This is a genomic window from Burkholderia cepacia, assembly GCF_001039005.1.
Lineage (GTDB): Bacteria > Pseudomonadota > Gammaproteobacteria > Burkholderiales > Burkholderiaceae > Burkholderia > Burkholderia theae.
This window is the reverse complement of sequence record NZ_LDWR01000029.1, coordinates 1-13022: the sequence shown is the minus strand read 5'-3', so window position 1 is coordinate 13022 and position 13022 is coordinate 1. Positions and strand designations below refer to the sequence as shown.

The window sequence follows — 13022 nt, the reverse complement described above, 5'->3', positions numbered from 1 at the left end:
TTAGGGTACTAAAGCCAGACGACAAAACTCGTACCCGGCAACAAGCTGCTTACCGTCAGCCGCCATTCATGAGCGAGCGCGATCTCCTTGCAGATGGCCAGCCCGAGGCCTGCACCGTCGTGCCTGGTATCGGGTGCGCGCCAGAACCGCTTGAAGAGGAACGGAAGGTATTCCTGCCTGATGCCCGGCCCTTCGTCGCGAACCTGAATTGAAACGTTGTCCACAATCAGCGATACGACGCTATCGGGCGGCGAGATATTGATCGCGTTCTCGACGATATTCTTGAGCAGGATAAACAGCGCCCCCCTGTCTGCCCAGATCGATGCCGGTGCAACGGCAACGTCGAGTCGAATCTCGACGCCCTTCTTGTCAGCCTTCCGTTCCAGATACGACACGACGTCCTGCATCACCTCGGCACAGTTCACCGCCTCGAAGGTGTAGTTCTGCGATTCGCTGACCTCCGCAAGATGCAGCAACTGCCGGACCTGCCGGGCCATCAGGTCGATCTCGCGAAACAGCAACTCCTTGTCGTCGATCCCGGGCTGCAGTTCGATCTGACCGCGGATCAACGTGAGGGGCGTCTGCAACTCGTGCGCGGCCGACGCGAGAAACTGCTGCTGCACGGCAAAACCGTTTTCCAGTCGGGCAAGCGCATCGTTGAAGGCATTGATCAGTGGCTTGATCTCGCTCGGGATACCGCGCAGCGACAGCCGTGTCGTCAGGTTGCGCGGCGTGATCGATGCCGCGGCATTCGACGCTTCTCTCAGCGGCTTGAGTACCCGATACACGGTGATCGTGAGCGTCAGCCCGAAGATGATCGTCGCCACCAGAATCGTTACCTTGACGATCGCCGGAATCTGCTTGACCTTCACGCCGATCATCACGTCGACGAGGCGCTTGCTCATCGCGGTCTGCGCGTAATACATCGAATCCCCATGCCGGACCGGCAGCGCCACGACATCGAACGCCTTGCCGCCGATCGTCGCGCCAACCGTCTCGCCGACAGGCCGTGGCCACTCGTCGTTCACCCAGGGGGCGCCATCCCGCACGCCCTCGGATGCGAGCAGCACATGGCCCTGGCCGTCGAGCACACGGTACATGAGCTCCGTGCGCACCACCGAGAACAGCCATGCCCGCTCGTCCGACAGCCGGACCGAGACCGGATGTCCGGCTGCGTCGAAGACGATCCCGTTTGCGACGTCCGTAACGCCTTCGATCTGTTCGTGCCGCGCGAGCGTCTGTTCGGGAAAGTGGTCGAACGCATAGATGACGACGCTGGCCAGCAGCGTCAGACTGAGCGCGAGCGCTGCCACGCTGGTCAGCCACAGCCGTGCGGACAGACTTCGGATCCAGTGATCGAACATGATGAGATCGTATGGGTTGGCCGCGAACGACGCGGTCGGCCGGTCAGCGGTTCGGCTGACGCCGGGACGAATCGACAGACTCCTGCGAATCCGTCGACGCCGGCGGCAGGTACAGCGCGAAACCCGCCCCGCGAATATTCACGAGCTGCGCGGCCGTACCCATCGCCGCCAGCTTCTTGCGTAACCGGTGTACCGTCACTTCAAGCGCATTGGGCGTCACGGCGTCACCCAAACCCCACGCGGCATGTTCGAGCGTGGCATGCCGAACCGTCGCGCCGGCCGCCTTCGCGAGACAGAGCATGATCTGCAATTCGGCCGGGGCCAGCCGTACCGACCTTGTGCTGCTGCGCATCACACGCTGCCGAGGATCCACCGTGACGTCGGCGAACGACGGCACCAGCTCCTCGAGCGCCGGCGGCCGACGCATCAGCGTGCGCACCCGTGCGACCAGTTCGCTCATCGCAAACGGCTTGGTCACGTAGTCGTCGGCGCCGCTTTCGAGACCGTCGACCCGATCGTGCAGCGCATCGCGAGCCGTCAGCATCAGGCAGGGCGTCATCTGGCCCGTGGCGCGCAATTCGCGCAGCAATGCGAGCCCGTCCCCGTCCGGCAACCCGCGGTCGATGATCAGCACCGCGTAATCGGCACGGCTCACGCCGTAGCGCGCCTCGGAGACGCTCTGGAAGTGATCGGCCTCGATACCCGCTTCCGTCAGTGCCTTGCGAACCAAGCCTGCGAGACGCTCGTGGTCTTCGATCAGTGCAATTCGCGACATGATGCAGCGCTCAATTGAATTGATAAAGGTAGCCGATCCTCGCTTGCGGGGTGAACCGCTTCCCCACCAGCGGACTGTCGGTGATGCCGCTTCCCGAACGCGACGCGCCGACGTCGAGAATCACGGCCTGATGACGCGTGAACTTGTAGTCGACGCGCGCGCCCACCGACACGTCGAACGTCGACTTACCCGAATAGGCCGGACGCCCCGCGCGCACTTCCGACGGTCGCACGCCGTAATAGTAGTCGACGTACTTGCTGCTGAGCCACTCGGCGCCGACGTGCGGCTCGATCGAAAATCGACCGTACTCGAACGACTTGCCGAAGTCGATGCTGGCCCTTTCGCCCTTGTTGCCGCCGGCAAGAAAGTCGCCGGAGAGCGTGCCGAATGCGGTACGCCAGGAGAGCGCCGGACCATACCAGAACGCGCCGTGGCGGTCCTGCATGCCGTTGAGGATCGGTGCATCGGACTGCTTGTATCCGTCGCCGAGTGCGTACTGGCCGCGCAGCGAGACGCTCACGCCATTCCAGTTGCCGATCTTGAGGTCGAGCGACGTGCCGAACGCATGCACCCATTTGTTCTCGAAGAAGATCAGCGGAATCGGCGTGAACCGGGTGCCGTAGCCTTTATAGGGCGCCTCCTCGATGCCGGCCCCGGCTCCGAGGCCCCAGCGGGTCACGTTCGTGGCATTGCTCAGCACGGTAAAACCCGAGTCGTCCACACTCGGCGGATCCGCACTCGCGCCGTCCGCCCAGGCAGCGCCCGAATACAGGCAGGCCGAGGCGACGGCCAGCACGAGCGGGTTTCCGCGGCGAATAATCTTCTTCACAGTCGCTCCTGAAATGGATGAGGCGGGGTCGACTGTAGGTCACGGCGACTTACTCGTTACTTACTCGAAACACCACGGACCACGACAACCAGGGGCCCCGACGTCGCGATGACCGTCGCGTCGCCGCCCCATGACAGTTTCGTGAAGAACCGGTAAGTGCCGGGTAAGTCATGGGCGCCCAACATGAGCCGGGGGTCATCGGGCAGCTGGATCTCATTTCATGAAAGGCAGCATCTCGGAAGCATTGCGTGCACATGTCGTGTTGCTTTCCATCTCGTCGGCAATTGCCATGGTTCCGTGTTTCGGCATTGCCCTGCTGCCGGGACAGTTCGGCGGCGGTACGTTCGAACCATCGTATCGGGCCGGCGTTGTCGTGCTTGCGGCGCTCGTGATGCTGTGGCTGCGCTGGTGCGCACGGCGGGCGTTCCGTTCGGCCTTGCAGGCGCGGAAAATCCGGCTCACGCCGACAGGCCCGTTCGCGGCGCTGATCGCCCGTGATTGCCCTCGCGCATGGCTCGTCCAGTTGCATCTCGAACTGCGAGGCCTGCGCTGCGGCGAATGAGGTCGACGGCAGGTATCCGCGGTGTCATCGACCTCCCGGCGCGTCGCAAAGCTGAGCCGCTCTCGCGGAAGATAGCCGCCAACCCGCTCGACTTCGGTGCCAACCGAAACGAGGGCAGGACCACCACCCTATCAACCCCATAGCCAGCAGTGCTTTCCAACATATCGTCGAATCACGATATAAGATTCGCCCATCGACGATACCCGTCTGCCCGACCGAAACACCTGCTCCATCCATGCCGACCGAACTCGACATCGACGCGATCCTGAAAGCGCTCTCGAACCCCGTGCGCCGGGAGATCCTCGTCTGGCTGAAAACGCCGGGCGAGTACTTTCCGGCACAGACGCTGCCGCACGAACAGGGCGTCTGCGCGGGCCAGATCGACGCACGCTGCGGGCTGTCGCAGTCGACCGTCTCCGCGCACCTCGCGACGCTGGAGCGCGCGGGGCTCGTCACGTCGACACGGATCGGCCAGTGGGCGTTCTTCCGGCGCAACGAGGCCGTCATCAACGCATTTCACGACGCTTTGCGCCGCGATCTCTAATCAACCGGCCGTATCGGCCATGCGGGCGCGCGTTGCACATGACGCGACGGCGCGCCCGCCTTTCGTGAAGAGGTTATCTGCCATGCCCACGCTGTTCGACCCCGTTACCCTCGGCGACCTGACCCTGCCGAACCGCATCGTGATGGCGCCGCTCACCCGCTCCCGCGCGGGCTCGACGCGCGTGCCGAACGCACTGATGGCGCGTTATTACGCCGAGCGCGCATCGGCCGGCCTGATCATTACCGAAGCGACGTCGGTCACGCCGCAGGGTGTCGGCTACGCGGACACGCCCGGCATCTGGTCCGACGAGCAGGTCGAGGGCTGGAAGCGCGTGACGCAGGCCGTGCACGCGGCCGGCGGGCGCATCGTGCTGCAACTGTGGCACGTGGGCCGGATCTCCGATCCGATGTTCCTGAACGGCGACCTGCCGGTCGCGCCGAGCGCGATCGCCGCGGGCGGCAACGTGAGCCTCGTGCGTCCGCAGCGTCCGTTCGTGACGCCGCGCGCGCTCGAACTCGACGAGATTCCGGGCATCGTCGCCGCGTACCGCAAGGGTGCCGAGAACGCGAAGGCGGCCGGCTTCGACGGCGTCGAGATCCACGGCGCGAACGGCTACCTGCTCGACCAGTTCCTGCAGGACAGCACCAATCGCCGCACCGACGCGTACGGCGGCCCGATCGAGAACCGCGCGCGCCTGCTGCTCGAAGTGGTCGACGCGGCGATCGACGTGTGGGGCGCCGGCCGCGTCGGCGTGCACCTCGCGCCGCGCGGCGACGCGCACACGATGGGCGATTCGGATCCTGCAGCGACGTTCGGTTATGTCGCGCGCGAACTCGGCCGCCGCAAGATCGCGTTCATCTTCACGCGCGAATCGTATTCGGGCGACCATTTGAGCCCGCGCCTGAAGGAAGCGTTCGGCGGCCCGCTGATCGCGAACGAGCAGTTCACGCTCGACACCGCGCAGGCCGCACTCGCGGACGGCAACGCCGACGCGATCGCATGGGGCAAGCTGTTCATCGCGAACCCCGACCTGCCGCGCCGCCTCGAACTCGGCGCGCCGCTCAACAAGCCGGTGCCGGAAACGTTCTACGCGGAAGGCGAAACGGGCTATACCGACTACCCGGCGCTGAGCGACGCGGCCTGACGGCCGGGCAGCACGTGTTCAGGCGCGCACGTCAGCGCGCATGAACACGCGCTGCGTCTCGTCGAGCCCGCGCTCGACGTGGTGCGCGCGAATCGCGCGCAGTGTGTCGTCGAGCGCGGCATCGTCGACGATCCGGAAACCGAGGCGCGCGTAGTACGGCGCATTCCACGGCGCATCGCGGAACGTCGACAGCACGACCTGTGCGATGTGTTCCTGCGCCGCGCGCGCGGTCACCTGTTCGATCAGGCGCGCGCCGATCCGCTGTCCGGCATGCGACGGCGCGACATCCAGTTCCTCCAGATAAAGCCGCTGCGAATCGAGCAGCCGGTAGAACGCAAAGCCGACGCACGCGCCCTGCGAGTCGACCGCGACATACGCGCGACCGCCGTCGATGCGCGCGAGCACGTCGGCCGCATCGGTCGGCTCGGCATCGGCGATATCGGTCATGCCGATCTCGCGAAACCGCTGCGCGGCGGCGACTTCCACGGCGGCCATCGCGGCCGCGTCTTCCCGCGTGGCGGGGCGAATCAGGATCGATGCTGACATGAAGGCAATTCAGGCAGGCAGTCTGGAACGGCCGTCACTATAATCGAAACCTCATACGTTTCGAACGCCCCACCCCCGAGGTCCGTCATGACGCTGTCCGCGCTCGCCGTCTTCGCCTTCGCCCTGCTCGTCACCTCCGGCACGCCCGGCCCGAGCGTCGCCGCGCTCGTTTCGCGCGTGCTGACGAACGGCGTGCGAGACGTGCTGCCGTTCCTCGCGGCCATGTGGCTCGGCGAAGCACTGTGGCTCACGCTCGCGGTCGCCGGGTTGTCCGCGTTCGCACGCACGTTCGCGGCAGGCCTGATCGTGCTGAAGCTGCTCGGCGTCGCGTATCTGCTGTTCCTCGCGTGGAAGATGTGGACCGCCCCGACCGACACGCGTGCGGACGACCTGCCGCGCGGCCAGTCGCCGTGGCGCATGTTCGTCGCAGGCATGCTGGTCACACTCGGCAATCCGAAGATCATGGTGTTCTATCTCGCGCTGCTGCCGACCATCGTCGACCTCACGCACGTCGGCGTGACGGCCTGGGCCGAGCTGGTCGGCACGATGCTCGCGATCCTGATCGCCACCGACTGCGTCTGGTCGCTGCTCGCGTCGCGGGCACGGGCCTTCCTGACGTCGGCCCGCGCGAAGCGGATCGCGAACCGCACGAGTGCGGCGGCGATGGCCGGTGCGGCGGTGGCGATCGCGACGCGCTAGCCCGCCGGTCGCGCGCCACACCACCGCCTGCCACCTGTCATGTCGCAACTCGGGAACATTCCTGCCGCACTCGCCGCACAATCGATTTCCCATCGCGAGATCGTGCTTCCGCTCGACGCCGCGCTCGAATGCATCGATCATTGCGTGCGTCATCGCATTCCGATCTACGGGTGGGAAGGCTGGGTGCTGACTGCCGACGGACGGGTCGGACACGGCAGTGCGCCGCAGGGCACCGTAAGTCTTGAAGACTTGCCGCTCGAAGAAGCCGCCGCGTTCTGCCGCCGCACGATGGTGTCCGACGCACAGGCGTGGCGTGACGAGTACCCCGAAACGACCGACCGGCTCCATTTCTGCATCACGATCGGCGACGCACGCTGATCGCCGTATCCGTGCAATCGCGCCGACACCCGGCCGGCGATCCGCAACGGCAATCCGATCATTGCCCCGGAGGGATTCACCGTGAAAACCTGGTTATCGGCTGTCCTGCTCTGCCTGTCCGTCACCGTCGCGCACGCGGCCGGCGTCAAGTTCGTCCGGATTCCGGCCGATGCCGGCGGCCCCGAGCTGAAGGCCATCGTGTGGACACCCTGCGCGGACGCCGCGCAGGCCCTCACGATTGGCCCTTACGAGCTGAAAGGGAAGCGCGATTGCCCGACCGCCGGCGACAAGCTGCCGCTCGTCGTGATCTCGCACGGTCATGGCGGCACGTTCCTCGACCACCACGATCTCCCGGAAACGCTCGCCGACGCGGGCTTCGTCGTCGCCGCGATCAATCATCCGGGCGACACGTTCTCCGACATGAGCCACGCGGCCGACATTCAGGAGTTCGTCGAACGCCCCGTCGACATCAAGCGCCTGGTCGACTACATGCTGGCCAATGCATCCGACGCCGCCCGAATCGATCCCGCACGGATCGGCTTCTTCGGCTTCTCGCGCGGCGGCTATACCGGCCTGGTGCTGGCCGGCGGCAATCCGGATTACGTGCATGCGCAGGTCGCGTGCACGGACGCGACCTTGCTGATCTGCCGGCAGATTCGCGACCGCGACCTTGTCCTCCCACCGCCGACGCACGACCCGCGCATCAAGGCCTACGTGCTGGCCGATCCGCTCGACGAATTCCCGACCGCCGACACGGTAAAGGACGTTCATGCCCCGATCCAGCTCTGGGCGTCTGAGGAAGGCGGCGACGGCGTCGAGCCGGCCACCCTCCCCGCGCTGGCCGGCCTGTTGCCGCAGCGCCCGGAATTCCACGTCGTTCGGCATGCCGCCCATTTCGCGTTCGTCGCACCCTGCTCCGACGCATTGAAACAAAAGGCGCCGCGCGTGTGCGTCGACGCCGGCGAATTCGATCGCGTCGCCTTTCACCAGGCATTCGACGCAAAGGCGCTCGCGTTCTTCAGCGCGAATCTCCGCTAACAGCGAAACGCCTTGCGCCAGACACCTGACGCCGGAGCATGGTCGTTGCACGCGATCAGCGCGCGCACCAGCGCCCAGTCGTCGTCATCGCAGAAATCGAGCAACATCGCGCCGTACTGGCCGCGCTGCTCGCGCAATCGTTCGGCCAGCCGCGCATGAATGCCCTGTACCCGGCCGTCGCCATGCGCGACCACCGACGGATTCGCGCCCATCCCGGTCCCGCTGCAGAAATTGAGCGCCCAGCGGCCGCTGTGCAGCAATGGCAGGTGCGTCAGCAGTGTGTCGATCGCGCGCCACTTCCAGCCGATCGACGCGGCAACGGGCACGCGATACTCGTCCTGGATCACGAACGCACCATCGGGATGATCGATCGTGAACGTCGCGTTGTCGGGCCACGCAGTAAGGTCGATGCCGAGCGGCCGGCCGCTGCGAAAGCGCCGCAGCAGCACGACCGCGCCGCGCACGTCGGCGAGCGCGGGCAGCGTACCGCCGGCATGCCAGCGCAGCTGCGGGTGCCGCGCGCGATGCGCGTCGAACGTCGCGTCGAAACCGCGCGTGCACGCGTGCGCCGGCCACTCGTCCTTCACCGACATCACGATGCATTCGCGCGGATGCGCATCGAGAAAGCTTGTGCAGGTTGCCAGCACGTCGTCGAAGGTCATGCCGAGCGCGACGCCGCCGTGATGGATGTCGAATGCGTCGCGCACGTGCCGGCAGCGAATATCGAGCAGCCGCACACCATGAGCGAGCTGCGCATCGAGCGGCGCGCGCTGCGTGCGCACGAGCCGGTCGTCGACCGTATACGCACAGGTGTCATGGCTGCCCGGTAGGGTCAGCGTATGCAGCAGCCGCGCATCGTCGAGCGCCGACATCCAGTCGGCGAGCGGCGTGCACGTTTCGTGGCTCGAAGGGATCATCAATCAATGAATGACAAGGAAAGAAAACCGTGGGTGACGGCGTCGGATGTCGCGGCGCGCGCCGGTGTATCGCGCTCCGCGGTGTCGCGCGCGTTCTCGCCGACCGCGAGCATCGCGCCGCAAACGCGCGAGCGCGTGATGGTCGCCGCGCGCGCGCTGGGCTACCAGGTCAACCTGATCGCGCGCGACATGATCACGCAGCGCAGCAGCATGATCGGTGTCGTGACGGCCGGTTTCGAGAACCCGTTCCGCGCGCGGCTGCTGTCGGACCTGATGGCCACGCTCGGACAGCGCGGGCTCACGCCGCTCGTGACCAATGCGGAAGATCCGCGCCAGGTCCGGCAATCGCTCGAACAGCTGCTCAGCTACCGGATCGCGGGCCTCGTGATGACGTCCGCGTCGCCGCCGCTGTCGGTGGCGCAACAGTATCTCGAACATCGGATTCCCGTCGTGATGATCAACCGCGAGGCGAACCTGCCCGGCGCGGATGTCGTCGTCAGCGACAACGCGGCGGGCGCCGTCCATGCGGCGCAGCGGCTCGTGCGGGCCGGCGCGCGCCGGCTCGCGTTCGTCGGGCCGCGCGGCGCGAGCTACAGTGCGCAGTCGCGCGCCACGGCGTTCGAGCAGGCAATCGGGCGCGGCGACGCGTTCGACGCGACGCTCGCGCGGGTGCTCGACACGCCGTCCGACACGCATGCAAGCGGGATCGACGCCGCGCGGCAGCTGTTCGCGGCCGGCGAGCGACCTGACGGCGTGTTCTGTTCGTCCGACCTGCTCGCGCTCGGCGTGATCGACGTCGCGCGCAGCGAATTCGGGTTGCGCGTGCCGGACGACCTGCGCGTGATCGGCTTCGACGACATCCCGGCCGCCGAATACGACGCGTATCGGCTGACGACGCTCCGGCAGGACACGCGCGGCCTCGCACACGCGGCGATCGACCTGCTCGCCGACCGGATGCAGACGTTCGACGGCCCGTCGCGCACGCGCGTCGTGCCGGTCACGCAGGTGGTGCGGCATAGCTGCGCATGACACGGTGAAATCGGGCGCGGCGTTGCCGCGTCACTTCAACCCGCCCGCGAATCCGCGCAACAGGTAGCGCTGCACATAACCGGCCACGGCCAGCGTGGGCAGCGACGCCATCAGGCCCGCGCTCATCAGGTCGCCCCAGTCGATGCCGTTCTCCGTCACGTAGCCGGCGATCGCGAGCGGCAGCGTGAAGCGGCTCGGCGTCGACACGAACAGCAGCGCGATCAGGAATTCGTTCCACGCGGCGATGAACACGAAGATCGCGGTCGCGATCAGCCCCGGCGCGCACAGCGGCAGCACGATCTGCACGAGCCGCCGCGCGAGCCCCGCACCATCGATGCAGGCCGCTTCTTCATACTCGACGGGCACGTCGCGCACGAACGCGAGCAGCATCCAGATCGCCATCGGCAACGCGTAGATCTGATACGCGAGCATCAGGCCGAGCGTCGAATCGAGCAGGTGCAAGCGCTTCGCGAGCGCGAACAGCGGCACCGCGATCGTGATCGGCGGCATCAGCTTCAACGCCAGCACCAGCACCAGGAACAGCAGGTCGAGCCGCGCCGGAAACCGCAGCCGCACGAGCGCGTACGCGGCCGGAAACGCAAGCGCCAACGCGAGCAGCGTCGTGCCGAACCCGACCAGCAGCGAATTGAAAAGCGGCGCGCCGATGCCGTTGGACCATACCGACGCGAAATGCTCGAAAGTCGGCGCGGCCGGCCAGATCCGCAACGGATGATCGAGGCGCTCGAGCGTCGGCATGAAGGCCGCGCCGGCCATCCACAGGCACGGCAGCAGCAACAGCGCGAGCGCGGCAACACGCAGCGCCCACGGCATCGCACGACCGAATGCTGCGCCCGTTCGCGCGCGCGAGATGCCCGCGGGTTGCGCCGTCATGCGCGCCGTTTGCGAACCGTCTGCCATACATACCCCGAGACCAGCAGCGCGGACGCCGCAAGCATCAGCACCGACGCGGCACTCGCCGGCCCGACGTTGAAGAAGCGGAAGCCCGTGTCGTAGATATAGGTCGACAGCGTCTGCGTTGCGTTGCCGGGGCCGCCGCCCGTCAGCGCATAGACCTTGTCGAACAGCTTGAACGTGTCGATCGAGCGCAGCAGCAGCGCGAGGCCGATCTGCGGCGCCGCGAGCGGCAGCGTGATGTCGCGCAGGCACTGCCACTCGCTCGCGCCGTCGGTGCGCGCGGCTTCGTACAGTTCGCCGGGAATCGACTGCAGCCCGGCCAGCACGATCAGGAACGCCATCGGCGTCCACTGCCACACGTCGACGAGCGCAAGCGACCACAGTGCGAGATGCGGATCGGACAGCCAGCGCACGCCTTCGATGCCGAACGTCGCGAGCAGCGCGTTCAGGAAGCCGTCGAAGTTGAGCCAGTTGCGCCAGATCGCCGAGCACACGAGCGTCGACAGCATCATCGGCAGGATCGCGAGCGGCAGCGCGATACGTCGCCCCGGAAACGCGCGCACGAACAGCAGCGCGAGGCCGAAGCCGAGCGCGACCTCGGCGAGCGAGGCCACGATCGTGAAGCGCAGCGTGTTGCCGAAGCCGGCGGTGAACGCGTCGTCGCCGAGCACCGCGCGATAGTTCGCGAGCCCCGCGAACGCACGGCGGCCGGCCGCATAGTCGACCTGGCAGAACGAGTCGATCAGCACCTGCGCGACCGGATACAGCGCGAGCGCGGCGAGCACCAGCAGCGCGGGCCCGAGCAGCGCGACGAACGGCAGACTGCGGCCGAGGGCTTTCATGCGCGGGTTCCGGGCTGCGAGTCGAGGCGGGCCGTCACTTGCCGGCCGTGGCCATCGCCTGCGCGATCTTCTGCTGCGCCTGGCGCAGCGCGGCGTCCGGCGCCGACTGCCCGGTCAGCGCGAGCTGCAGCTGGTCGCCGAGAATGCTCTCGACCTGCTGCCAGTCCTTCACGCGCGGCCGCGCCCGGCCGGCTTCGAGTGCCTTCAGCTGATCGGGATACCAGCGGTACTGACGTACCAGCGCCGGATCGGCGAACACGCTGCGGCGGGTCGGCGGAATGCCGATCGCGGCGAGGCGCGTCTGCGTGTCGCGGTTGGTCAGGTACGCCAGGAAGTCCTGCGCGAGCTTCGCGTGCGGCGCATCCTTCGGAATGCCCATCTGCCAGATGCCGAGCATCGGCGCCGGCCCTGCGGTCTGCCCGGGCGGCGGCTGCAGCGCGATCTGCCCGACCACGCGCGACTGCTTCGGATCGTCGAGCGCCGGCACCCACGCGGGCCACACTTCGATCGACTGCGCGGCCGTGCCGCGCTGCAGCGCATCGCGCACTTCCGCCGCGCCGTACACGTCGACGTCCTTCGGCGCGGATGCCTTCAGCGCGAGAAAGGTCTTCAGCGCGGCCTGCGCCTCGCGCGAATCGATCGTCACGTTGCCGGCATGGTCGAACACGTCGCCGCCGTAGGCCCACAGGATCGGCAGGAAGCCCGTCACGACCGGGTTGCCCTTGGTGCCGCGAAACACCACGCCCGACACGCTCTTGTCCGCGCCGCCGACGGTCTGCGCGATCTTCAGCACGTCGTCCCAATTGCGCGGCGGCTGCAGCTTGTACTTCGCGAGCAGGTCCTTGCGGTACGCGAACATCTCGACGTTGCCGACGATCGGCAGCGCGTACAGCGCGCCGGCCGCGTTGCGGCCGAGCGCGACGGCGGACGGCACGAGGTCGGCGTCCACGAGCGACGCGGGCAGCGGCTTCAGCCAGCCGTTGCCGATGAACTCGGGCGCCCAGGTGTCGTCCATCATCACGAGGTCGTACGCGCCGGTGCCTTCGCGCATCGACAGCTTCAGCTTCTGGTACAGGTTCGCGTTCGGCAGCTTGAGCAGCTCGATCTCGGTGCCGGGGTGCAGTTTGTTGAAGCCGGCGACGGCGTCGGCCAGCCCCTTGCCGTAAATGTCGTCGCGGCCCGTGATGACGAGATCCGCGGCAACGGCGTGCGTGGCGGCGAAGGACAGCGCAAGGACGGCGGACAGCGCGCGCAGGCGGCTCAGCAGGGTCATGAGGTCTCTCTCGTTCGGCGTGGTGGCGGGACGGCCAGGCGTTGCACACGTGTGCAACGCGGGCGACGCTTCTGGCTGCCTGAAGCGTACGCCATTGTTCACGCCGATCGTTAAGAATTTATGGCACACGGCGGAACAGGCCGCCGCCGTGCCCGGCCGCCCCGCCC

The 13022-nt window shown here is 67.1% G+C and carries 15 protein-coding genes; 7 read left to right on the top strand and 8 right to left on the bottom strand.

Annotation, left to right across the window (positions count from 1 at the left end):
• Positions 1–8 precede the first annotated feature (8 nt).
• Genes VL15_RS17570 through VL15_RS17560 form a run of 3 tightly spaced genes read right to left on the bottom strand, consistent with a single transcriptional unit; the run spans position 9 to position 2968 of the window.
• Positions 9–1364 carry a sensor histidine kinase gene (locus tag VL15_RS17570; RefSeq protein ID WP_048247198.1) on the bottom strand — a complete coding sequence of 452 codons (1356 nt, stop codon included), beginning with the start codon at positions 1362–1364 and terminating at the stop codon, positions 9–11.
• 43 nt (positions 1365–1407) lie between these two features.
• Complete coding sequence (locus tag VL15_RS17565; protein ID WP_048247196.1) at positions 1408–2139, bottom strand: response regulator transcription factor; 732 nt, start codon at positions 2137–2139, stop codon at positions 1408–1410.
• Between the two features lie 10 nt (positions 2140–2149).
• Positions 2150–2968: a MipA/OmpV family protein gene (locus tag VL15_RS17560; RefSeq protein ID WP_048247194.1), complete on the bottom strand. Its 819-nt coding sequence runs from the start codon at positions 2966–2968 to the stop codon at positions 2150–2152.
• Between the two features lie 220 nt (positions 2969–3188).
• Between VL15_RS17560 and VL15_RS17555 the strand changes: the two genes are divergently transcribed.
• The 3 genes from VL15_RS17555 to VL15_RS17545 all read left to right on the top strand — a co-directional run bounded on the left by VL15_RS17555 (position 3189) and on the right by VL15_RS17545 (position 5218).
• Positions 3189–3530 carry a hypothetical protein gene (locus VL15_RS17555; protein ID WP_048247192.1) on the top strand — a complete coding sequence of 114 codons (342 nt, stop codon included), beginning with the start codon at positions 3189–3191 and terminating at the stop codon, positions 3528–3530.
• A 235-nt stretch (positions 3531–3765) separates the two neighbouring features.
• Entirely contained in the window at positions 3766–4074 is a 309-nt protein-coding gene (locus VL15_RS17550) for an ArsR/SmtB family transcription factor (protein WP_048247190.1), read from the top strand.
• An 82-nt stretch (positions 4075–4156) separates the two neighbouring features.
• The gene (locus VL15_RS17545) at positions 4157–5218 is read left to right on the top strand and encodes an alkene reductase (protein WP_048247188.1); all 1062 of its coding nucleotides are present in this window, start codon (positions 4157–4159) and stop codon (positions 5216–5218) included.
• An 18-nt stretch (positions 5219–5236) separates the two neighbouring features.
• On the opposite strand, the gene VL15_RS17540 is transcribed toward VL15_RS17545, so the two are convergent.
• Positions 5237–5764 carry a GNAT family N-acetyltransferase gene (locus VL15_RS17540; protein ID WP_048247187.1) on the bottom strand — a complete coding sequence of 176 codons (528 nt, stop codon included), beginning with the start codon at positions 5762–5764 and terminating at the stop codon, positions 5237–5239.
• An 87-nt stretch (positions 5765–5851) separates the two neighbouring features.
• Between VL15_RS17540 and VL15_RS17535 the strand changes: the two genes are divergently transcribed.
• The 3 genes from VL15_RS17535 to VL15_RS17525 all read left to right on the top strand — a co-directional run bounded on the left by VL15_RS17535 (position 5852) and on the right by VL15_RS17525 (position 7879).
• The gene (locus VL15_RS17535; RefSeq protein WP_048247185.1) at positions 5852–6463 is read left to right on the top strand and encodes a LysE family translocator; all 612 of its coding nucleotides are present in this window, start codon (positions 5852–5854) and stop codon (positions 6461–6463) included.
• Positions 6464–6502: 39 nt separating this feature from the next.
• Positions 6503–6841: a hypothetical protein gene (locus VL15_RS17530; RefSeq protein ID WP_048247183.1), complete on the top strand. Its 339-nt coding sequence runs from the start codon at positions 6503–6505 to the stop codon at positions 6839–6841.
• 81 nt (positions 6842–6922) lie between these two features.
• Positions 6923–7879, top strand: coding sequence for an alpha/beta hydrolase family protein (locus VL15_RS17525; RefSeq protein WP_048247181.1), 957 nt, complete (start codon positions 6923–6925; stop codon positions 7877–7879).
• Here the strand turns inward: VL15_RS17525 and VL15_RS17520 are convergent.
• Complete coding sequence (locus VL15_RS17520) at positions 7876–8796, bottom strand: phosphatidylinositol-specific phospholipase C (RefSeq protein WP_155420247.1); 921 nt, start codon at positions 8794–8796, stop codon at positions 7876–7878. The genes VL15_RS17525 and VL15_RS17520 overlap by 4 nt on opposite strands.
• A 6-nt stretch (positions 8797–8802) precedes the next feature.
• On the opposite strand from VL15_RS17520, the gene VL15_RS17515 reads away from it, so the two are divergent.
• Positions 8803–9825 carry a LacI family DNA-binding transcriptional regulator gene (locus VL15_RS17515; RefSeq protein ID WP_048247179.1) on the top strand — a complete coding sequence of 341 codons (1023 nt, stop codon included), beginning with the start codon at positions 8803–8805 and terminating at the stop codon, positions 9823–9825.
• 30 nt (positions 9826–9855) lie between these two features.
• On the opposite strand, the gene VL15_RS17510 is transcribed toward VL15_RS17515, so the two are convergent.
• The 3 genes from VL15_RS17510 to VL15_RS17500 are packed head-to-tail and all read right to left on the bottom strand — an operon-like array spanning position 9856 to position 12855.
• A complete protein-coding gene (locus VL15_RS17510; RefSeq protein WP_048247177.1) occupies positions 9856–10716 on the bottom strand; it encodes a carbohydrate ABC transporter permease in 861 nt (286 codons plus the stop codon).
• Positions 10713–11582 carry a carbohydrate ABC transporter permease gene (locus VL15_RS17505; RefSeq protein ID WP_048247175.1) on the bottom strand — a complete coding sequence of 290 codons (870 nt, stop codon included), beginning with the start codon at positions 11580–11582 and terminating at the stop codon, positions 10713–10715. The genes VL15_RS17510 and VL15_RS17505 overlap by 4 nt, the downstream gene beginning before the upstream one ends.
• Positions 11583–11616: 34 nt before the next feature.
• Positions 11617–12855: an ABC transporter substrate-binding protein gene (locus VL15_RS17500; protein WP_048247173.1), complete on the bottom strand. Its 1239-nt coding sequence runs from the start codon at positions 12853–12855 to the stop codon at positions 11617–11619.
• Positions 12856–13022: the final 167 nt, after the last annotated feature.

Excerpts from the sequence above, each read along its gene's own strand:
- VL15_RS17565 (WP_048247196.1), bottom strand. The coding sequence starts at position 2,139 with ATGTCGCGAATTGCACTGATCGAAGACCACGAGCGTCTCGCAGGCTTG.
- VL15_RS17505 (WP_048247175.1), bottom strand. The coding sequence starts at position 11,582 with ATGAAAGCCCTCGGCCGCAGTCTGCCGTTCGTCGCGCTGCTCGGGCCC.
- VL15_RS17520 (WP_155420247.1), bottom strand. The coding sequence starts at position 8,796 with ATGATCCCTTCGAGCCACGAAACGTGCACGCCGCTCGCCGACTGGATG.
- VL15_RS17500 (WP_048247173.1), bottom strand. The coding sequence starts at position 12,855 with ATGACCCTGCTGAGCCGCCTGCGCGCGCTGTCCGCCGTCCTTGCGCTG.
- VL15_RS17530 (WP_048247183.1), top strand. The coding sequence starts at position 6,503 with ATGTCGCAACTCGGGAACATTCCTGCCGCACTCGCCGCACAATCGATT.
- VL15_RS17545 (WP_048247188.1), top strand. The coding sequence starts at position 4,157 with ATGCCCACGCTGTTCGACCCCGTTACCCTCGGCGACCTGACCCTGCCG.
- VL15_RS17535 (WP_048247185.1), top strand. The coding sequence starts at position 5,852 with ATGACGCTGTCCGCGCTCGCCGTCTTCGCCTTCGCCCTGCTCGTCACC.
- VL15_RS17555 (WP_048247192.1), top strand. The coding sequence starts at position 3,189 with ATGAAAGGCAGCATCTCGGAAGCATTGCGTGCACATGTCGTGTTGCTT.
- VL15_RS17515 (WP_048247179.1), top strand. The coding sequence starts at position 8,803 with ATGAATGACAAGGAAAGAAAACCGTGGGTGACGGCGTCGGATGTCGCG.
- VL15_RS17570 (WP_048247198.1), bottom strand. The coding sequence starts at position 1,364 with ATGTTCGATCACTGGATCCGAAGTCTGTCCGCACGGCTGTGGCTGACC.
- VL15_RS17510 (WP_048247177.1), bottom strand. The coding sequence starts at position 10,716 with ATGACGGCGCAACCCGCGGGCATCTCGCGCGCGCGAACGGGCGCAGCA.
- VL15_RS17540 (WP_048247187.1), bottom strand. The coding sequence starts at position 5,764 with ATGTCAGCATCGATCCTGATTCGCCCCGCCACGCGGGAAGACGCGGCC.
- VL15_RS17550 (WP_048247190.1), top strand. The coding sequence starts at position 3,766 with ATGCCGACCGAACTCGACATCGACGCGATCCTGAAAGCGCTCTCGAAC.